Source organism: Actinomycetospora sp. ABD4_176 (genome assembly GCF_056311855.1).
On sequence record NZ_CM149974.1, the window covers coordinates 4,599,986 to 4,619,618 of the forward strand.

At 74.4% G+C, this 19,633-nt stretch carries 17 protein-coding genes and 1 pseudogene; all 18 read left to right on the forward strand.

From position 1 onward, the window contains the following. Nucleotides 1–84: 84 nt before the first annotated feature. Nucleotides 85–2,961 (forward strand): Na+/H+ antiporter subunit A, encoded by a 2,877-nt coding sequence (locus tag ACYX4T_RS22255; protein WP_476011432.1) that lies wholly within the window; start codon nt 85–87, stop codon nt 2,959–2,961. Next, nucleotides 2,958–3,452, forward strand: a complete 495-nt coding sequence (locus ACYX4T_RS22260; protein ID WP_476011433.1) for a Na(+)/H(+) antiporter subunit C — start codon at nt 2,958–2,960, stop codon at nt 3,450–3,452. The genes ACYX4T_RS22255 and ACYX4T_RS22260 overlap by 4 nt, the downstream gene beginning before the upstream one ends. Continuing rightward, complete coding sequence (locus ACYX4T_RS22265) at nt 3,449–5,278, forward strand: Na+/H+ antiporter subunit D (RefSeq protein ID WP_476011434.1); 1,830 nt, start codon at nt 3,449–3,451, stop codon at nt 5,276–5,278. Before ACYX4T_RS22260 ends, ACYX4T_RS22265 begins: the two co-directional genes overlap by 4 nt. Then, a complete protein-coding gene (locus tag ACYX4T_RS22270; protein ID WP_476011435.1) occupies nt 5,275–5,907 on the forward strand; it encodes a Na+/H+ antiporter subunit E in 633 nt (210 codons plus the stop codon). The genes ACYX4T_RS22265 and ACYX4T_RS22270 overlap by 4 nt, the downstream gene beginning before the upstream one ends. After that, a complete protein-coding gene (locus tag ACYX4T_RS22275) occupies nt 5,904–6,188 on the forward strand; it encodes a monovalent cation/H+ antiporter complex subunit F (protein ID WP_476011436.1) in 285 nt (94 codons plus the stop codon). The genes ACYX4T_RS22270 and ACYX4T_RS22275 overlap by 4 nt, the downstream gene beginning before the upstream one ends. Continuing rightward, the gene (gene mnhG / locus ACYX4T_RS22280) at nt 6,185–6,730 is read left to right on the forward strand and encodes a monovalent cation/H(+) antiporter subunit G (protein WP_476011437.1); all 546 of its coding nucleotides are present in this window, start codon (nt 6,185–6,187) and stop codon (nt 6,728–6,730) included. Before ACYX4T_RS22275 ends, mnhG begins: the two co-directional genes overlap by 4 nt. A gap of 10 nt (nt 6,731–6,740) precedes the next feature. Next, entirely contained in the window at nt 6,741–7,364 is a 624-nt protein-coding gene (locus ACYX4T_RS22285) for a DUF3592 domain-containing protein (RefSeq protein WP_476011438.1), read from the forward strand. Then, nucleotides 7,361–8,068 (forward strand): demethylmenaquinone methyltransferase, encoded by a 708-nt coding sequence (locus ACYX4T_RS22290; RefSeq protein ID WP_476011439.1) that lies wholly within the window; start codon nt 7,361–7,363, stop codon nt 8,066–8,068. The genes ACYX4T_RS22285 and ACYX4T_RS22290 overlap by 4 nt, the downstream gene beginning before the upstream one ends. 216 nt (nt 8,069–8,284) lie before the next feature. Further along, on the forward strand, nt 8,285–9,637 hold the full coding sequence (locus tag ACYX4T_RS22295; RefSeq protein ID WP_476011440.1) for a geranylgeranyl reductase family protein: 1,353 nt from the start codon (nt 8,285–8,287) through the stop codon (nt 9,635–9,637). 155 nt (nt 9,638–9,792) lie between these two features. After that, on the forward strand, nt 9,793–10,158 hold the full coding sequence (locus ACYX4T_RS22300; RefSeq protein ID WP_476011441.1) for an NADH-quinone oxidoreductase subunit A: 366 nt from the start codon (nt 9,793–9,795) through the stop codon (nt 10,156–10,158). A 4-nt stretch (nt 10,159–10,162) separates the two neighbouring features. Beyond that, entirely contained in the window at nt 10,163–10,759 is a 597-nt protein-coding gene (locus tag ACYX4T_RS22305; RefSeq protein ID WP_274280270.1) for a NuoB/complex I 20 kDa subunit family protein, read from the forward strand. Continuing rightward, nucleotides 10,749–11,558 carry an NADH-quinone oxidoreductase subunit C gene (locus tag ACYX4T_RS22310; RefSeq protein ID WP_476011442.1) on the forward strand — a complete coding sequence of 270 codons (810 nt, stop codon included), beginning with the start codon at nt 10,749–10,751 and terminating at the stop codon, nt 11,556–11,558. Before ACYX4T_RS22305 ends, ACYX4T_RS22310 begins: the two co-directional genes overlap by 11 nt. Then, entirely contained in the window at nt 11,555–12,889 is a 1,335-nt protein-coding gene (locus tag ACYX4T_RS22315) for an NADH-quinone oxidoreductase subunit D (RefSeq protein ID WP_476011443.1), read from the forward strand. The genes ACYX4T_RS22310 and ACYX4T_RS22315 overlap by 4 nt, the downstream gene beginning before the upstream one ends. Then, on the forward strand, nt 12,886–13,692 hold the full coding sequence (nuoE, locus tag ACYX4T_RS22320; RefSeq protein ID WP_476011444.1) for an NADH-quinone oxidoreductase subunit NuoE: 807 nt from the start codon (nt 12,886–12,888) through the stop codon (nt 13,690–13,692). The genes ACYX4T_RS22315 and nuoE overlap by 4 nt, the downstream gene beginning before the upstream one ends. A 1-nt stretch (nt 13,693) precedes the next feature. Continuing rightward, entirely contained in the window at nt 13,694–15,025 is a 1,332-nt protein-coding gene (nuoF, locus tag ACYX4T_RS22325) for an NADH-quinone oxidoreductase subunit NuoF (RefSeq protein WP_476011445.1), read from the forward strand. A 71-nt stretch (nt 15,026–15,096) separates the two neighbouring features. Then, complete coding sequence (locus ACYX4T_RS22330; protein WP_476015344.1) at nt 15,097–17,646, forward strand: NADH-quinone oxidoreductase subunit G; 2,550 nt, start codon at nt 15,097–15,099, stop codon at nt 17,644–17,646. Beyond that, nucleotides 17,643–18,959, forward strand: a complete 1,317-nt coding sequence (gene nuoH / locus ACYX4T_RS22335; protein ID WP_476011446.1) for an NADH-quinone oxidoreductase subunit NuoH — start codon at nt 17,643–17,645, stop codon at nt 18,957–18,959. Before ACYX4T_RS22330 ends, nuoH begins: the two co-directional genes overlap by 4 nt. Continuing rightward, nucleotides 18,959–19,483: pseudogene (gene nuoI / locus ACYX4T_RS22340) on the forward strand (NADH-quinone oxidoreductase subunit NuoI); the annotation flags it as partial. The gene nuoH and the pseudogene nuoI, both read left to right, overlap by 1 nt. Nucleotides 19,484–19,633 lie beyond the last annotated feature (150 nt).

The following is a 19,633-nucleotide window of genomic DNA, read 5'->3' on the forward strand; positions in this document are numbered from 1 at the left end:
GTTCGTTCCCGCACGCGGTCACGACGGACGATCCGCGACAATGCGGCGGCCCCCGAGCGGGGCGACGGAGGGAGCGGGGCAGGCGTGCTGGTGCTGGTGGTGGCGCACGCGGTGGCGGCACTGGCCGCACCCGCGCTCGTCCGGGTCCTCGACCGGCGCGCCTTCCCGGTGCTCGCGCTCGTGCCCGCGGCGGCCTTCGCGTGGATCCTCGCCCAGCTGCCCGCGGTGCTCGCCGGGCCCGTGCCCGAGCAGGTCGTCGGTTGGATCCCGGCCCTCGGCGTCGACATCGCGCTGCGCCTCGACGCGCTCTCCGCCACCTTCTCCCTGCTGGTCACCGGCATCGGGGCGCTGGTGCTCCTCTACTGCGCCCGCTACTTCCCCGTCGACGCCCGCGGGCTGGGGCGGTTCGCGGGCGTGCTCACGGCGTTCGCCGGCGCGATGCTCGCGCTCGTCTGGTCCGACGACGTGTTCGTGCTCTACGTCTGCTGGGAGCTCACGACCGTCTTCTCGTTCCTGCTCGTCGGCCACGACGCGCACAAGCGGGCGAGCCGCGCGGCGGCGGTGCAGGCGCTCGTCGTCACCGCGGCGGGCGGGCTGACGATGCTGGTCGGGCTCGTCGTGCTCTCGCAGGCCGCGGGCACCACCCGGATCTCGGCGCTCGTCGCGTCCTTCGCCGGGCCGGCTCCGGTGTCGGCGGCGGTCGCGGCCGGGGTCGTGTGCGTGCTCGTCGGCGCGATCACGAAGTCCGCGCTGGTGCCGTTCCACTTCTGGTTGCCCTCGGCGATGGCGGCGCCGACGCCGGTCAGCGCCTACCTGCACGCGGCGGCGATGGTGAAGGCGGGCGTCTACCTCGTCCTGCGCCTCGCGCCCGGGCTCGCCGACGTCGAGCCCTGGCGCCCGCTGGTGGCGGCGCTCGCGGTGACGACGATGCTGCTGGGCGGGCTGCAGGCGCTGCGCCAGCACGACCTCAAGCTGGTCCTCGCCCACGGCACGGTGTCCCAGCTCGGGTTCATGGTCCTGCTCGCCGGCGCGGGGACCCGTGACGGCGCGCTCGCGGCGATCGGGCTGGTCGTGGGCCACGCGATGTTCAAGGCGTGCCTGTTCCTCGTCGTCGGCATCATCGACCGGCGGGCCGGCACCCGCGACCTGCGCGAGCTGTCCGGGCTCGGACGCCGCGCGCCGGTGCTCGCGACGGCGGCGATCCTGGGCGCCGCGTCGATGGCGGGACTGCCCCCGACGCTCGGGTTCGTCACCAAGGAGGGCTCGTTCGAGGCCTTCCTGCACGACGCCTACGGCGACGCGGCGGTCCCGCTGCTGGCGCTCGTCGTGCTCGGATCGGTGCTCACCGTCGCCTACAGCACGCGGTTCGTGTGGGGCGCGTTCTGGCGCAAGCCGGGCGTCGAGGAGGTCACCTGGGACGCGCCGGGGCCGCTGTTCGCGACCGCCCCCGTCGTGCTCGGCGGGGCCGGGCTCGCCGCCGGCGTCGGCGTGAGCGCGCTGTCGCCGCTCCTCGTCGCCTACGCCGACACGCTGCCGCCGAGCTACCCGGTGCTGCTCGAGCTGGCGGTGATCCCGTCGATCGGGACCGCGCTCGGGCTCTCGGTGCTCGCCGTGGCCGTCGGCTTCGTCGTCGGCCTGCCCCGGGTCAGCGCGCGCCTCACCGCCCGGCACCCCCTGGCGTCGGTGCGCGCCGAGATCACGTGGCGCGGGGTGGTCCACGCGCTGGAGAACGCCTCGCTGCGGGTCACGGCGCTCACCCAGCGCGGCTCGCTGTCGTGGATCCTCTCGACGATCTTCGTGGTGCTCGTCCTCGGCCCGGGACTGGCGATGCTCCTCGGCGCCGGGCGCGAGGAGGTCCGCGTCGACCGGCTCGCCGACTCCCCGTTCCAGGTGCTCGCGGCCGTCATCGGCGGCGCCTGCGCGATCGTCGCCACCCGCGTGCGCCGGCGCCTCGGGGCGGTCCTGGTGGTCGGCGGGCTCGGGTACGCGACCGCGCTGATCTTCGCGCTGGCCGGGGCGCCCGACGTCGCGCTCACCCAGGCGCTCGTCGAGACGGCGACGCTCGTGGTCGTCGTGCTCGTGCTGCGCACGCTGCCCCGCGACATCGCCGACCGGCACACCCCGCGCCAGCGGGTCCGGCGCCTGCTCGTCGCCGTGCCGGTGGGGCTGCTCATGACCGGGCTGGGCGCGGTGGCGCTCGCCGCCCGCAGCGCCTCCCCGGTGTCGGCGGCCTACCCCGCGCAGGCCTACGGCTTCGGCGCGGGCGCGAACGTCGTCAACGTGACCCTGGTCGACATCCGCGCCTGGGACACCATGGGCGAGCTCTCGGTCATCGTCGCCGCGGCCACCGGCGTCGCGAGCCTCGTCTTCCTGCACCGCCGGTCGGGGGCGCCGCCGCGTGCCGAGGCGCAGCCGGTCGTCACCCCGACCACGCGCGCGGGCGGGTGGCTGCGCTCGGCGCGCCGCGGCGACGCCGACCGCGTGCTGCTCCTCGAGGTGATCACCCGCCTCGTCTTCCCGACGATGATGGTGGTCTCGGTGTACTTCCTGTTCGCCGGCCACAACTCCCCGGGCGGCGGCTTCGCCGGCGGCCTGGTCGCGGGCCTCGCGCTGACGGTGCGCTACGTCGCGGGCGGGCGCTACGAGCTCGGCGAGGCGGTGCCCGTCGACGCCGGCCTGCTGCTCGGGCTCGGCCTGCTCTGCGCCGGCGGCACCGGGGTGGGCGCGCTGCTGCTCGGCGGCGAGGTCCTGCAGACCGCCGTGCTCTCCGGCGACCTCCCGGTCCTCGGGAACGTCAAGTTCGTGACCTCGCTGATCTTCGACATCGGCGTCTACCTCGTCGTCGTCGGGCTCGTGCTCGACGTGCTGCGCAGCCTCGGCGCCGAGCTCGACCGCCGCCGGGTGGGCGGGGGGTCGGGGCAGCGGGCCCGCCCGGGCCGCCGGCAGGAGGTGCCGTCGTGACCTCACCGATCGCCCTGCTCGCGCTCGTCGGCGTGCTCTACACCGCCGGGGTCTACCTCATCCTCGAGCGCAGCCTGACCCGCGTGCTGCTCGGCATCCTCGTGCTCGGCAACGCCACGAACGTGCTCGTCATCGTCGCGGGCGGGCGCGCCGGCGCCCCGCCGCTCGTCGGCTCCGCGCCGGACACCGCGATGAGCGACGCCCTGGTCCAGGCCCTGGTGCTCACGGCCATCGTCATCACGCTCGGCATCACCGCGTTCCTGCTCGCGCTCATCCACCGCACCTGGACCCTCGAGAGCGAGGACGACCTCACCGAGGACGTCGAGGACCGCTCGGTGCGCCGCCGCCTCGCCCGCGGCGAGCAGGAGGACGAGGAGGAGTTCGACACCACCGGCTGCGAGAGCACCGCCGACACCGACCCGGACGACACCGAGTCGCAGCCCGACCCCGCGCCGGCCACCGCCGGCACCGGGCGGGAGGGGGCGACGTGAACCCCGGCTCCAGCATGCTCGCCACGCTGATGCCGCTGCCCGTGCTGCTGCCGCTGCTCGGGGCGGGCGCGACGCTCGTGCTCTCCCGGCGTCCGACGCTGCAGCGCGCGCTGTCGGTGGCCGTGCTCACGGTCGTCGTGGTCATCTCCGCGCTGCTGCTCGTGGCGGCGGTGGAGAACGGCCCGATCGTCGTCACCGTCGGGTCCTGGCCGGTGCCGCTGGGGATCACCCTGGTCGCCGACCCGCTGTCGGCGCTGATGCTGCTGACGTCGATGACGGTGACGCTCGCCGTGCTGGTCTACGCGATCGGCCAGGGCGTCTACGACCGCGACGAGTCCACGCCGATCACGATCTTCCACCCGACCTACCTGGTGCTCGCGGCGGGCGTCGCCAACGCCTTCCTGTCGGGGGACCTGTTCAACCTGTACGTGGGGTTCGAGGTCCTGCTGATGGCGAGCTACGTGCTGCTCACCCTCGGCGGCACCCGCTCCCGGGTGCGCGCGGGCATCACCTACGTCGTCGTCAACGTGGTCTCCTCGCTGGTCTTCCTCGTCGGCATCGCGCTCGTCTACGCCGCGGTGGGGACGCTGAACCTCGCGCAGATCTCGACGCGCATGGAGGCGGTGCCGCCGGGCACGGCGCTCGCCATCCACCTGGTGCTGCTCACCGCGTTCGGCATCAAGGCCGCGGTGTTCCCGCTCTCGGCGTGGCTGCCCGACAGCTACCCGACCGCCGCCGCCCCGGTCACCGCGGTGTTCGCCGGCCTGCTCACCAAGGTCGGCGTCTACTCGATCATCCGCACCGAGACGCTGATCTTCCCGGACTCGGCGGTCACTCAGACCATCCTGCTGGTCGCGGCGGGGCTGACGATGCTCGTGGGCGCCCTGGGCGCGATCGCGCAGGCCGACATCAAGCGGGTCCTGTCGTTCACGCTCGTCAGCCACATCGGCTACATGATCTTCGGGATCGCGCTGGCGACCCCGCTCGGCGTGGCCGGCGCGGTGTTCTACGTCGTCCACCACATCACCGTCCAGGCGACGCTCTTCTGCGTGGTCGGGCTCATCGAGGGCGTGGGCGGCTCGACGTCGGTGACACGCCTGGGCGGGCTGATGCGCGCCTCGCCGATCCTCGCGGTGCTGTGGTTCGTGCCGGCGATCAACCTCGGCGGCATCCCGCCGCTGTCGGGGTTCGTGGGCAAGCTCGGGCTGGTGCAGGCCGGCGTCGCCGACGGCTCGGTGCTCGCGTGGGTGCTGGTCGCGGTCTCGGTGCTGACGAGCCTGCTCACGCTCTACGCGGTCACCAAGGTGTGGGTGCTCGCGTTCTGGCGCCCGGCCGACCAGATCCCGGTTCCCGCCGAGCCGGACCCCGCGGCCGACCGGGACGGGGACGGTGACGAGGACGGGGACGGGGACGGGGACGGGGAGGAGGTCGCGCGCCCCTCGTCGGACGGCGGCCTGCCGGGCGCCCCGGCGCCGCGGACCGGCACGCTGACCGGCGTGCGGCCCGGCACCGCCCGCACGATCGCGGGGGCCGAGGCCAACACCGGCGCGGAGGTCGACTGGCCGGTGGCCCGCACGGTCCCGGCCGACGGTGTGCCGCTGCTGAGCGGGCGGCTGCTCGGCGCGCCCGGCGACCGGGTCTCCCGCCGCCTGCCCAAGGTCATGGCGGGCGCCACGGGCGCGCTCGTCGCGCTCGGCCTGTCGCTCACGGTGGTGGCCGGCCCGCTCTACGCCGTCGCCGACAAGGCCGCGGACGACCTCGTCGCCCGCACGCCGTATGTCGACGCGGTGTTCGCGCAGACCGTCGACGACCGGGTGGCGCGGTGACCGGCAGCGCGGACCGTGACCGGCACCGAGACGAGCCCCGGGGCCAGGGGCCCGTCCCGCCCGACACCGCCGGCCTGCTGCGTCGTGCGGCGCCGGTGGCGTGGCTGGTGCTGGTATGGGTCCTGTTGTGGGGGACCTTCTCGTGGGCCAACGTGCTCGGCGGGCTCGTCGTCGCGCTGGTGGTGCTGACGGTGTTCCCGCTGCCGCCGGCGCCCGGCCGGGGCTGGCTGCGCCCCCTCGCGACGCTGCGGACCCTTCGCCGGTTCGTCGCCGACCTCGCCGTGTCGAGCCTGCAGGTGGCGTGGCAGTCGCTGCAGGCCCTGCGCCCCGGCGAGCCGATCCACAGCTCGGTGGTCGCGGTGCGGCTGGCGTCGTCGTCGGAGTTCGTCATGGCGATGGTCGTGGAGATCCTCTCGCTGGTGCCGGGCAGCGTGGTCATCGAGGCCCGGCCCGAGGAGCGCACGATCTGGGCGCACGTGCTCGGCGCGGACGACGACGCGGCCGTCGACGCCTACCGCGAGCAGGTCGCCCGGATCGAGGCCGACGTGGTCGCCGCGCTCGGCCGGCCCGCCGCGCCGGTGACGTACGCGCCGGGGACCGGCGCCGACACCGACGGGGAGCGATCGTGACCGGACTGCCCGCCCTGCTCGACGGCGTCCTCGTCGTCTGCCTCGCGCTGCTGGGGATCTCGGCCGTGCTCGTCGTCGTGCGCCTGCTGCGGGGCCCGACGGGGCTCGACCGCCTCGTGGCCCTCGACGTCCTCGTCGCCGAGTTCCTCGTCGGCCTCGTCGTGTACGCCGCGCTCACCGGCACCTCCGCGCTCGTCCCGGTGGTAGTGGCGATCAGCCTCGTCGGCTTCCTGGGCTCGACGACGGTCGCGCGCTTCGTGCGCCGGGGGACGGGCCGGTGAGCGCGCCGGGGTCCCCCTCGGTGCCGCCCCCGAGCGGGAGCGGGCTCGAGGTCGCGCTCGACGCGGCGGGCACGGTGGCGATCGTGCTCGGGGTGCTGCTGACCCTCGTCGCCTCGGTCGGCCTGCTGTCGCTGCCCGACGTCCTGAGCCGCATGCACGCGGCCACCAAGCCGCAGGTGGTCGGCCTGCTCCTGGTCGTCGTCGGGGGCGCGCTGCACCTGCGCACCAGCGTCGACGTGTGGATGCTCGTGCTCGTCGGTGCGTTCCAGCTGGTCACGGCGCCGGTGACCGCGCACGTCGTGGGCCGGCTCGCGCACCGCGGCGACGGGGTGCGCCGCGACCTGCTCCACGTCGACGAGCTCGCCGATCGCGCCGACGCCACCGACCCGGGCCCCGACGGGTCCGAGCCCGACGAGCCCGAGCCGGAGGAGCCCGAGCCGGCGACGCGGGGACGCGGTCGGGGCGGCGGTGGTGACGGGGGCGGCCGCCGTCCCGACGGCGACGGCACGGGCGGGCGGAGGGAGCACGACGGTGCTCCCTAGAATCGGTCCGGTGACCCGACTGTGGGAGCTGCTGCGGGCGCAGCTGCGGCGGGCCCGGGACCGGGCCGCGCCGGTGCTGGCGGACGCCGTGGCGCTCGTGCGCCCCGCGGGCCGGCGGGCCCCCGAGATCGTGGTCGTCGTCGGCGTCGTCATCAGCGTGCTGCTGGCGCTCGTGCTGGTCGGCGCCGCCCGCAACGACGCGCACATCGACGCCAACCGCGCGCAGGCCGTGGCCGAGGTGCTCGAGGGCGGCTCGCGCCCGCACACCTACGTCCGCTTCACCACGGTCGAGGGCGCGGTGCTGACGCCCGAGAAGGGCGTGTTCTACCCGCGGGGCCTCGAGCCGGGCCAGCTCGTCGAGGTCGAGTACGACCGCACCGACCCGGAGCTCGTCCGCGTCGCGGGCCGCGCGTGGACCGAGGGCCTGGTGCCCGTCCTGCTCGGCCTGCTCGGGCTGTGGGCCGTGGTCGGGCCCTCGGCGTGGGCGCTCGGGCGCCGGCGTCGCCGCCGCCGCGAGGCCGCGGAAGCGGCGGCGGCGTGGCGGCGGGGCGAGGAGCAGGGCCCCGACGCGACCGGCGGTGAGGCCGGCGGCGCCGGCGAGGAGCCCGAGATGGCCGGGACGGCGCGGCGGTGAGCGGCACCCGCGCGGACCTGGACCGCGACCCGCACGCCGTGGCCCGCATGTTCGACGGGGTCGCGGCGCGCTACGACCTCACCAACACCGTGCTGTCGTTCGCCCAGGACGTCCGCTGGCGCCGGGCCACGCGCGCCGCGCTCGCGGTCGGGCCGGGCGACACGGTCCTCGACGTCGCCGCGGGCACCGGGGTGTCGACGGTCGAGCTCGCCCGCACCGGCGCGCGCTGCCTCGCCACCGACTTCTCGCTGGGCATGCTGCGCACCGGCCGCTCGCGCCCCGCGACCCGCGGCCTGCCCTTCGTGGCCGCGGACGCGCTCCACCTGCCGTTCCCCGACGCCTCGGTCGACGCGGTGGTCATCTCGTTCGGCCTGCGCAACACCGTCGACCCCGACGCCGCGCTCGCGGAGTTCGCCCGCGTCACCCGCCCCGGCGGCACGCTCGCGGTCTGCGAGTTCTCCCGGCCGACCTGGGCGCCGTTCCGCCGGGTCTACACCGACTACCTCATGCGCGCGCTGCCCCGCGTCGCGACGGCGGTGAGCTCCAACCCCGACGCGTACGTCTACCTCGCCGAGTCGATCCGCGCCTGGCCCGACCAGGCCGCCCTCGCGCAGCGGATCGCCGCGGCGGGCTGGCGCTCGGTGGCCTGGCGCGACCTCACCGGCGGCATCGTCGCCCTCCACACCGCCACCCGCCCCGAGTAGTCCCCACGAGCGATGCGGCATGGCTGGTGACCATCGCCAGGATCGCCACATCCTCGCGGGCGCGACACGCGGTGTCCCCGAGGCCCTCCGCCCGCCGGGCCCCGCCGTGACCGCTCGCCGCCGACGCCAAACCACCCTCGGCGGGCGATCACGCCACACGGCTCCTAGACTGCCCCTGCCGAGCTAGTGAACGGATTCACAAGGGAGCCAGACGCCGTGTCCGCCACCACCGGAGCGCGCCGCAGCCCCGACAGCGACGCCGACGTCGTGGTCGTGGGTGCCGGTCCTGCGGGCTCCACGGTCGCGACGTACCTGGCGCGCGCGGGCCTCGACGTCCTCGTGCTCGAGAAGGCCACGTTCCCACGCGAGAAGGTCTGCGGCGACGGCGTCACCCCGCGCGGGGTCAAGCAGCTGGTCGACCTCGGCGTCGACACCCGTGAGGAGGCCGGCTGGCGCCACCAGCGCGGCCTGCGCGTCATCGGCGGCGGCGCGAGCGTCGAGCTCGACTGGCCGGAGCTCGCGAGCTACCCCGCCTACGGCCTCGTGCGCCCGCGCCGCGACTTCGACCGGATGCTCGCCGACCACGCCCGCGCCGCCGGCGCCCGCGTCGAGGAGGGCGTCTCGGTCACCGGCACCACGCGCGACGAGCGCACCGGGCGCGTCACCGGCGTCGAGGCCCGCCGCGGCCCCGAGCGCGCGCCCGCGGCGTACAGCGCGCCGCTGGTCGTGGCCTGCGACGGCGTCGGCGCCCGCACCGCGCTGAGCCTGGGGATCGCCAAGCGCGACGACCGCCCGCTCGGCGTCGCCGTGCGCCGCTACTACACGAGCCCGCGCCACGACGACCGCTACCTGGAGACCCACCTCGGCCTGCTCGACGGTCCCGGGGTCGGCCCGGACCTGCACGGCGGCTACGGCTGGGTCTTCGGCATGGGGGACGGCACCGCCAACGTCGGGCTCGGCGTGCTGGCCACCCGGCACGGCGACAAGCGCGACTACCGGGCCCTGCTGCGCTCCTGGCTCGAGGGCCTGCCCGGCACCTGGGGCCTCACCGAGGAGAACGCCACCGGCCCCATCGGCGGCGCCGCCCTGCCGATGGGCCTGTCCCGCACGCCGGTCTACCGCGACGGGCTGGTGCTGGTCGGCGACGCCGGCGGCATGGTCAACCCGTTCAGCGGCGAGGGCATCGCGTACGCCATGGAGTCCGCCGCGCTCGCCGCCGAGTGCGTCGTGCAGGCGATGGCGCGCCCCGCGGGCCCGGGCCGCGAACGGGCGCTCGGCGCCTACCCGGCCGCGGTCCGCCACGCGCTGGGCCGCTACTACCGCGTCGGCAACCGCGCCGCGCACGCCCTCGGGCGCCCGCGGTTCATGCACCACGCCCTGCGCCTCGGCCTGCCGCGGCGCCGGGTCATGGGCGCGGCCCTGAAGCTCTTCGCCGGGCTCACCGACGGGCGGGACGGGGACGCGGCCGACCGCGCCCTCGAGCTCGCCCTGCGCCTGGTGCCGCCCCTGACCGACCGGCCCGACACCCCCGCGCGGAAGGGGGCCCCGGCGGCCGGACGCGCCGCCTGACCTCGACGGGTTAGGGCGCCCTGATCGGCGGACGGCCCGGTCGTCCTCATTAGGGTCCCGGTGGCCCGGCGAGCGTGTTCCACCACACGGCCCCGCACGTGGGCCCCACCACGCGACACTCCCGGCGCGCAGCACCCGGGAGGAAGGAGACGACGATGCTGGACCCCTACGTCCCGCTCATCGTCATGTTCGGGCTCGCGGCCGCGTTCGGGCTGTTCTCCGTGGCGGTCGCGCCCTTCGTCGGGCCCCGTCGCTACAACCGCGCGAAGCTCGACTCGTACGAGTGCGGCATCGAGCCCTCGCCGCAGCCGGTCGCCGGCGGCGGCCGCATCCCGGTGGCGTACTACCTCACGGCGATGATGTTCATCCTGTTCGACGTCGAGATCGTCTTCCTCTACCCGTACGCGGTGAACATCGACGCGCTCGGGCTGTACGGGCTCGCGGTCGTGCTGGTCTTCCTCGCGCCCATCGTGTTCGCCTACGCCTACGAGTGGCGGCGCGGCGGGCTGGACTGGAGCTAGAAGCATGGGACTGGAAGAGAAGCTCCCGAACGGGATCGTGCTGGCCAGCGTCGAGAGCCTGGTCAACTGGACCCGCAAGGCCTCGCTGTGGCCCGCCACCTTCGGGCTGGCCTGCTGCGCGATCGAGATGATGACCTCGGGCGCCCCGCGCTACGACCTCGGCCGCTTCGGCATGGAGGTGTTCCGCCCGAGCCCCCGCCAGGCCGACCTGATGATCGTCGCGGGCCGCGTCACCAACAAGATGGCCCCGGTCCTGCGCCAGATCTACGACCAGATGGCCGAGCCCCGCTGGGTGCTCGCCATGGGCGTCTGCGCCTCGTCGGGCGGCATGTTCAACAACTACGCGGTCGTCCAGGGCGTCGACCACGTCGTGCCGGTCGACATGTACCTCCCGGGCTGCCCGCCGCGACCCGAGATGCTCATCGACGCGATCCTCAAGCTGCACCAGAAGATCCAGAACGAGCCGCTGGGACCGGTCCGTGCCGAGCTCGCCGCCGAGCGCCGCGCCCAGGGCGAGAAGCTCGAGCTGCTGCCGTCCTCGGAGAAGTACGCCAAGAAGGACCGCAAGACGGGGGAGGTGAAGGCCGAGCATGTCTGGTGACGAGAAGCCGCAGGGCACGCCGGAGACCCCGGGCACCGGCGCCGGCGGGGCGAGCGGCCCGACGGGGGCGTCGAACCCCGGGACGGCCGGCACCGCCTTCGGCCCGCAGGAGATCGCCCGCCGCGACGTCAGCGGCTCCACCGCCGGCAGGGCCCGCGAGGGCATGTTCGGTATCCAGGGCTCCGGCGACACGTCCGGCTTCGGCGGCCTGCGCCTGCCCGGCTACGCCCCGGCGCCCGCCGAGCGGCCCTACGGCGGCTGGTTCGACGAGGTCGCCGACGAGGCGGCCGCGGCACTGGCCGACGACGGTGGGGCGGACCTCGACACCTGCGTGCACCGGGTGACCGTCGACCGCGGCGAGATGACCTGGTACGTCGAGCGAGAGCACCTGGTGCGCCTCGCCCGCACCCTGCGCGACGACCCGGCGCTGCGCTTCGAGTTCTGCTCGGGCGTCTCCGGGGTCGACTACGGCGAGGGCGTGCCGCAGCAGCTGCACGTCGTCGTCCACCTGCTGTCGATGACCTACCGGCGCCGGCTGCGCCTCGAGATCGCCCTCGACCTCCACGACGCGCGCTGCCCGTCGCTGGTCGACGTGTACCCGACGGCCGACTGGCACGAGCGCGAGACCTGGGACATGTTCGGCGTGGTCTTCGAGGGCCACCCGAGCCTGACCCGGATCCTCATGCCGGACGACTGGAACGGCCACCCGCAGCTCAAGAGCTACCCGCTCGGCGGCATCCCCGTGGAGTACCACGACGCGGAGATCCCGCCGCCCGACCAGCGCAGGGCGTACACATGAGCACCACCGACCACACGCACACCGACCCGTACGCCGCCACCAGCCGCGAGACCACCGAGGGCACCGTCTACACGGTCACCGGCGGCGACTGGGACGAGATGGTCGACCAGACCGCCGGCGACGAGCGCATCGTCATCAACATGGGTCCGCAGCACCCGTCGACCCATGGCGTGCTGCGGCTCGTGCTGGAGCTGTCCGGCGAGACGGTCACCGACGCCCGCCTGGTCATCGGCTACCTGCACACCGGCATCGAGAAGAACTGCGAGTACCGCACCTGGACCCAGGGCGTCACGTTCGTGACGCGCGCGGACTACCTCGCGCCGATCTTCAACGAGACGGCGTACTGCCTGTCGACCGAGCGCCTGCTCGGCGTGGAGGTCCCCGAGCGCGCCGCGACGATCCGCGTGCTCCTCATGGAGATCAACCGGATCGGCTCGCACCTCGTCGCGCTCGCCACCGGCGGCATGGAGCTCGGCGCGCTCACCGGCATGACCAACGGCTTCCGCGAGCGCGAGGAGGTCCTGCACCTGCTCGAGTTCCTCACCGGCCTGCGCATGAACCACGCGTTCGTCCGCCCCGGCGGCGTCGTGCAGGACCTGCCCGAGGGCTACGAGGACCGCATCCGGTCGTTCGTCAAGGTCATGCGCGAGCGACTGCCCGGCTTCCACAAGCTGCTCACCGGCAACCGCATCTGGCGCCAGCGCCTCGAGGGCGTCGGCTACCTGCCGCTCGACGGCTGCCTGGCGCTCGGCGTCACCGGCCCGATCCTGCGCTCGGCGGGCCTCGCGTGGGACCTGCGCGAGGTCGACCCGTACCTGGGCTACGAGCACTACGACTTCGAGGTCCCCACCGACACCGCCGCCGACAGCTTCGCCCGCTACCTGCTGCGGGTGGAGGAGATGAGCGAGTCGCTGAAGATCATCGAGCAGGCCCTGGAGCGTCTCGAGCCGGGCCCGGTCATGGTCGAGGACGCCAAGATCGCCTGGCCGGCGCGCCTGTCGATCGGGGCCGACGGCATGGGCAACTCGCTCGAGCACGTCCGCCGGATCATGGGCCAGTCGATGGAGTCCCTGATCCACCACTTCAAGCTGGTCACCGAGGGCTTCAAGGTGCCCGCGGGCCAGGCGTACGTGCCGATCGAGTCGCCGCGCGGCGAGCTCGGCGCGCACCTGGTCTCCGACGGCGGCACCCGCCCGCTGCGGGTCCACCTCCGCGACCCCAGCTTCGTCAACCTGCAGGCCGCGCCCGCGATGTCCGAGGGCGGGATGGTCTCGGACGTCATCGCCGCGCTGGCGAGCCTGGATCCTGTGATGGGGGGTTGTGACCGATGAGCCGTGCTCTCGGGCCGGAGGCCCCGGCGGCACCGCCGCAGGACCCCGGGCACGCGATCGACGAGGCGGGCGGCACCACCGCGCAGCACGCCGCGCTGAGCGCGGTCGACACGACGGTGTTCGACGGCGTGCGCGACCGGGCGGCGGCGATCATCGCCCGCTACCCGGAGCCGCGGTCGGCGCTGCTGCCGCTGCTGCACCTCGTCCAGCACGTCGAGGGCCACGTCTCCCGCGCCGGCATCGCGTTCTGCGCGGAGGCCCTGGAGATCACGACCGCCGAGGTCTCGGCCGTCGCGACCTTCTACACGATGTACAAGCGCGAGCCCGTCGGGCGGCACCTCGTCAGCGTGTGCACCAACACGCTGTGCGCGGCCCTGGGCGGCGACGCGATCTACCGGGCGGTCGGCGAGCGCCTCGGCGGACCGGGGCGACCACTGGGGCACGAGCAGACCAGCGCCGACGGCACGGCGACCGTCGAGCACGCCGAGTGCCTCGCGGCCTGCGACCTCGCCCCCGTGCTCACCGTCGACTACGAGTTCTTCGACAACCAGACCGTCGAGTCCGCGCTCGAGATCGTCGACGCGCTGCGCCGCGGCGAGAAGCCGCACCCGACGCGCGGCGCGCCGCTGACCGACTTCCGGTCGGTCGAGCTGCTGCTCGCCGGCTTCTACGACGACCCGGCCGTCGGTGGCCTCGAGGCCGTCGGCGGGCCGTCGGCGGCCCCGGAGACCCTGGCCGGCGCCCGGCTCGCCGAGGAGCGCGGCTGGACCGCCCCTGCGGTGCCCGACGAGGGAGCGAACTGACATGCCCGATCCCCTCACCCCCGTCCTCACGAAGCGCTGGCTGGGACCGGAGTCCTGGACGCTGCGCCACTACACCGAGCTCGGCGGCTACGAGGCGCTGGACAAGGCGCTCGCCACCCCGCCCGACGACCTCGTCGCGCTGGTCAAGGACGCCGGCCTGCGCGGGCGCGGCGGCGCCGGCTTCCCGACCGGCATGAAGTGGAGCTTCATCCCGCAGCCCAAGCCCGGCGAGGAGCCCACGGGCCCGGCGGCGAAGCCCAAGTACCTCGTCATCAACGCCGACGAGGGCGAGCCCGGGACCTGCAAGGACACGCCGCTGATGATGGCGGACCCGCACTCGCTCATCGAGGGCTGCATCATCACGAGCTGGGCGATCCGCGCCCACTTCTGCGTCATCTACGTGCGCGGCGAGATCGTGCACTGCATCCGGCGCCTGCACGCCGCGGTGCGCGAGGCGTACGACGCCGGCCACCTCGGCAAGGACATCCACGGCAGCGGCTTCGACCTCGACATCGTCGTGCACGCCGGGGCCGGGGCGTACATCTGCGGCGAGGAGACCGCGCTGCTCGACTCGCTGGAGGGCCGTCGCGGCCAGCCGCGCCTCAAGCCGCCGTTCCCCGCGACCGCCGGGCTGTACGCCGCGCCGACCGTCGTCAACAACGTCGAGACGATCGCGACCGTCCCGTCGATCGTGACCGGCGGCAAGGACTGGTTCCGGACGATGGGCCGCGAGCGCTCGCCCGGTCCGAAGATCTACTCGCTGTCCGGGCACGTGGAGCGTCCCGGGCAGTACGAGGCGCCGCTGGGCACGACGCTGCGCGAGCTGCTCGACCTCGCCGGGGGCATGAAGGACGGCATCCCGCTGAAGTTCTGGACGCCGGGGGGCTCGTCCACCCCGCTGCTGACCGCCGAGCACCTCGACGTCCCGCTGGACTTCGAGGGCGCCACCGAGGCGGGCTCGATGCTCGGTACCACCGCGCTCATGATCTTCAACGAGACCGTGTCGGTCCCGTGGGCGGTCATGAAGTGGACGGAGTTCTACGAGCACGAGTCGTGCGGCAAGTGCACGCCGTGCCGCGAGGGCTGCTACTGGCTCGCCGGCATCCTGCGCCGCATGGTCGACGGCGAGGGCACCGAGGCCGACATCGACACGCTGCTCGACGTCTGCGACAACGTCCTCGGGCGCTCGTTCTGCGCCCTCGGCGACGGCGCGGTCTCGCCGATCACCAGCGGCATCAAGTACTTCCGCGAGGAGTTCGTGGCGCTCTGCCGCGCCCAGCAGCGCCACCCCGAGGTGGACCGGATCGTCGAACTGAGCGGAGCCAGCGCGTGACCGCCGCGTCGGAGAAGGCCTCGGAGAAGGCATCGGAACAGGCCCCGGCGAAGCCGTCGGAGCGGGACGACCTGCCGCCCGTGCCCGAGGGGCACGTCCGGCTGACCATCGACGACCGGATCGTCGACGCGCCCCAGGGCGAGCTGCTCATCCGCACCTGCGAGCGGCTCGGCATCGTCGTCCCCCGCTTCTGCGACCACCCCCTGCTCGACCCGGCCGGCGCCTGCCGCCAGTGCCTGGTCGAGGTGGAGATGGGCGGGCGCAAGATGCCCAAGCCGCAGGCCAGCTGCACCATGACCGTGGCCCAGGACATGGTCGTCAACACCCAGATGACCTCGGCGGTGGCCGACAAGGCGCAGCAGGGCGTCATGGAGCTCCTGCTCATCAACCACCCGCTGGACTGCCCGGTCTGCGACAAGGGCGGCGAGTGCCCGCTGCAGAACCAGGCGATGTCGTCGGGGCGGGCGGAGTCGCGGTTCGTCGAGGAGAAGCGGACGTTCGCGAAGCCGCTGCCGATCTCCGACGAGGTGCTGCTCGACCGCGAGCGCTGCGTGCTCTGCCAGCGCTGCACCCGGTTCTCTCGGCAGATCGCGGGCGACCAGTTCATCGAGCTGCTCGAGCGCGGCGCGCACCAGCAGATCGGCACCGAGGAGACCGCCTTCGGCGAGGGCGAGGACTTCCAGTCCTACTTCTCCGGCAACACCATCCAGATCTGCCCGGTCGGCGCGCTGACCTCGGCGTCCTACCGCTTCCGCTCGCGGCCGTTCGACCTGGTGTCGACGCCCGGCGTCGCCGAGCACGACAGCTCGGGCGCCGCGGTGCGTCGCGACTGGCGGCGTGGCGGGGTCACCCGCGTGCTCGCCGGGGACGACCCCGAGGTCAACGAGGAGTGGATCGACGACAAGACCCGCTTCGCGTTCCGGTACACGCAGTCCGCGCAGCGGATCACGCGACCGATGGTCCGGGGCGAGGACGGCACGCTCGCCGAGGCGTCGTGGACCGAGGCGCTCGAGCGTGCGGCCGGCCTGCTGGTCGCGGCCCGTGACGGTACGGGCCCGGCGCCGGTCGACCCGGCCGACCCCGACGGCGAGGCGCTCGCGCCCAAGCGGGGCGTCGGCGTCCTGCCCGGCGGCCGCCTGACCCTCGAGGACGCCTACGCCTACGCGAAGTTCGCGCGCCTGGCCCTGGGCACCAACGACGTGGACGCCCGGGCGCGGGCGCACTCGAGCGAGGAGCTCGACTTCCTCGCCGCGCACGTCGCCGGCACCGGGCTCGGGGTCACCTACGGCGACCTCGAGGAGGCGCCGGCCGTCCTCACCGTGGCCCTCGAGGTCGAGGAGGAGGCGCCGATCGTCTTCCTGCGGCTGCGCAAGGCCGCGCGGACGGGCACGGCGGTGCACCACCTCGGCCCGTGGTCGAGCCCCGCCGTCGTGAAGACCGGCGGGCGGCTGGTGCGCTGCGCGCCCGGCCAGGAGCCCGCGGCGCTGGCGACCCTGCCCGACCCCGTCGCCGACGCGCTCGCGCAGCCCGGTGCCGTGGTGCTGGTGGGGGAGCGGGCGGCGGAGGTCCCCGGCCTCTACGCCGCGGTGTCCGACCTGGTCGCGCGGACCGGGGCCCGCGTGGCCTGGGTGCCGCGGCGGGCCGGCGAGCGCGGCGCGGTGGACACCGGCCTGCTGCCGACGCTGCTGCCCGGCGGCCGCCCGGTCGCCGACGACGACGCGCGCGCGGCGCTCGCCTCGTCGTGGGGCGTCTCGGAGCTGCCCGCGGAGCCCGGCCGTGACACCGCGGCGATCCTGCGCGCGGCCGCGGACGGCGAGCTCGCGGGCCTCGTGGTCGGCGGCGTCGAGCTCGCCGACCTGCCCGACCCCGACCTCGCGCGGGCGGCGCTCGCCGCGGCCGACGTGGTCGTCAGCCTCGAGCTGGCGCACTCCGAGGTCACCGCGTACGCCGACGTCGTCCTGCCGGTGGCCCCGGTGATCCACAAGGCGGGGACCTTCCGCAACTGGGAGGGCCGCGACCGGCGCTTCGCCACCACGATCGACCCGTCCGGCGGCTCGTCCGGCCGCGTCGGCGGCACGGCGGTGACGACCCTGCCCGACTGCCGGGTGCTCGACACCCTCGCCGTCGAGATGGACGTCGACCTGTTCACCCAGACCCCGGAGGTGGCGGGCGCCGAGCTCGCCCGCCTCGGCACCGGCCGACCCGCCACGCCGGGCAAGGTCCGCGCGCCCGACCGGCCGGGGGCCGCCGGCCCGATCGACGAGGGCCCCGAGCTCCGCCTCGCCTCCTGGCGTCAGCTCCTCGACGGGGGCGTGCTCCTGGCCGACGAGCCCGACCTCGCCGGCACCGCGCGCCCGCCGCGGATCCGGCTCTCGGCGACCACGGCACGGCGGCTCGGGTTCGCCGAGGACGACCCCGCCGAGGTCGAGGGCCCGCGCGGGTCGCTGATCCTCCCGGTGGAGGTCGCCGACCTCCCCGACGACGTCGTCTGGGTGCCCGCGCGGGTGCCGGGCGAGGGCGGCGCCGTCGACGTCGTCACCCTCGCCGGTCTCGGCCTGGGCCACGGCGGACCCGTGCGCCTCGGCGGCGGGAGCCCCCTGTCCGACGGGAGCCCCTCGTGAACCCGATCCCCCCGCCGGGGTATACGCAGACGCTCATCGCCGACGACCCGTTCTGGCTCACGGCGATCAAGGTCCTCGTGGTCTTCGCCGGCCTCATGCTGGTCACGCTGTTCATGATCTGGTTCGAGCGCCGGGTCGTGGGTCGGATGCAGCAGCGGCCGGGCCCGAACTGGAACGGCCCGTTCGGGCTGCTCCAGTCGCTGGCCGACGGGCTGAAGCTCGCGTTCAAGGAGGACATCCGCCCGGTCCTCGCGGACAAGGCGGTCTTCTTCATCGCGCCGGTGCTCTCGGTCGTCCCCGCGTTCGTCGCGTGGTCGGTGATCCCGCTCGGCCCCGAGGTGTCGATCTTCGGCGAGCGCACCGCCCTCCAGCTGACCGACCTGCCCGTGGGCATCCTCGTCGTGCTGGCCACGTCGTCCATCGGCGTCTACGGGATCGTGCTCGCGGGCTGGGCGTCCGGGTCGCCCTACCCGCTGCTCGGCAGCCTGCGCAGCGCCGCCCAGGTGATCTCCTACGAGCTCGCGCTCGGCCTGTCGATCATCGCGGTGGTGCTCTACGCGGGGTCGCTGTCGATGGCCGACATCGTCGCCGCGCAGTCCACCGGGTGGTACGTCTGGCTGCTGCCGGTCAGCTTCGTGATCTTCGCGGTGTCGATGGTCGGCGAGACCAACCGGGCCCCGTTCGACCTGCCCGAGGCGGAGTCGGAGCTGGTCGGCGGCTTCCACACCGAGTACTCGTCGCTGAAGTTCGCCCTGTTCTTCCTCGCCGAGTACGTCAACATGGTGACGCTCTCGGCGGTGGCGACGACCCTGTTCCTCGGCGGCTGGATGGCCCCGTGGCCGCTGTCGCTCATCCCCGGGGTGAACGAGGGCTGGTGGCCGCTGCTGTGGTTCTTCGGCAAGACGCTGGCGTTCCTGTTCGTCTACGTCTGGCTGCGCGGCACGCTGCCCCGTCAGCGCTACGACCAGTTCATGCGGCTGGGCTGGAAGCTGCTCATCCCGGTCGGGCTGCTCTGGCTCGTGCTGGTCGCGGCGCTGCGGGTGCTGCGCACGGAGCTCACCACCGGCCAGATCCTCATCGTCGGCGGCGTGGCCCTCGTGCTGCTGGTCGGCGCGGCCCTGCTCATCCCCGACCAGGCGCCGCCGGACTCCGACCCCGAGCCGCCGATCGTCACCGACTACCCCGTCCCGCCGCTCGACCTGGCCGTCCCGCCGACGCCGAAGCGTCGCCGGCGGGCCGTCGCCGGGTCGCGGGAGAAGGACCCGAGCGGCGAGACCGTGTCCGCCGGCGCCAGCCGGGAAGGAGAGCCCTGATGGGCCTGTTCGACGGGGTCGCCGGCTTCGGCGTCACCTTCTCGACGATGTTCCGCAAGGTCGTCACCGAGGACTACCCGCGGGTGAAGAAGGTGACCGCCCCCCGCTACCACGGGCGGCACCAGCTCAACCGCCACCCGGACGGCCTGGAGAAGTGCGTCGGCTGCGAGCTGTGCGCCTGGGCCTGCCCGGCCGACGCCATCTACGTCGAGGGCGGCGACAACACCGACGAGGAGCGTTACTCGCCGGGCGAGCGCTACGGCGCGATCTACCAGATCAACTACCTGCGCTGCATCGGCTGCGGGCTGTGCATCGAGGCGTGCCCGACGCGGTCGCTGACGATGACCAACGAGTACGAGCTCGCCGACGACGACCGCCAGGACCTGATCTACGACAAGGAGCGCCTGCTCGCGCCGCTGCTGCCGGGCATGGAGCAGCCGCCGCACCCGATGCGCCTCGGTACCGACGAGCAGGACTACTACGTGCAGGGCCCGGAGATGGCCCGGCGCTCCGACGTCCAGGACGCGGTGCGCGACGAGGTCATGATGGCGCCGCCCCGCGAGCCGGCGCCGCAGGACGGCGTCCCCACCGAGGCCGTGGAGCAGAGCTCGGTGACGAGCACCGGGGAGAAGCGGTGAGCGCCGTGGGCCTGGCGGGCGCAGCGGACGCGGTCG

What these genes read in the sequence shown, in the direction of transcription:
- ACYX4T_RS22315 (WP_476011443.1), top strand. Translation starts at nt 11,555, where the DNA reads ATGAGCACCACCGACCACACGCACACCGACCCGTACGCCGCCACCAGC.
- nuoE (WP_476011444.1), top strand. Translation starts at nt 12,886, where the DNA reads ATGAGCCGTGCTCTCGGGCCGGAGGCCCCGGCGGCACCGCCGCAGGAC.
- ACYX4T_RS22305 (WP_274280270.1), top strand. Translation starts at nt 10,163, where the DNA reads ATGGGACTGGAAGAGAAGCTCCCGAACGGGATCGTGCTGGCCAGCGTC.
- ACYX4T_RS22300 (WP_476011441.1), top strand. Translation starts at nt 9,793, where the DNA reads ATGCTGGACCCCTACGTCCCGCTCATCGTCATGTTCGGGCTCGCGGCC.
- nuoF (WP_476011445.1), top strand. Translation starts at nt 13,694, where the DNA reads ATGCCCGATCCCCTCACCCCCGTCCTCACGAAGCGCTGGCTGGGACCG.
- ACYX4T_RS22310 (WP_476011442.1), top strand. Translation starts at nt 10,749, where the DNA reads ATGTCTGGTGACGAGAAGCCGCAGGGCACGCCGGAGACCCCGGGCACC.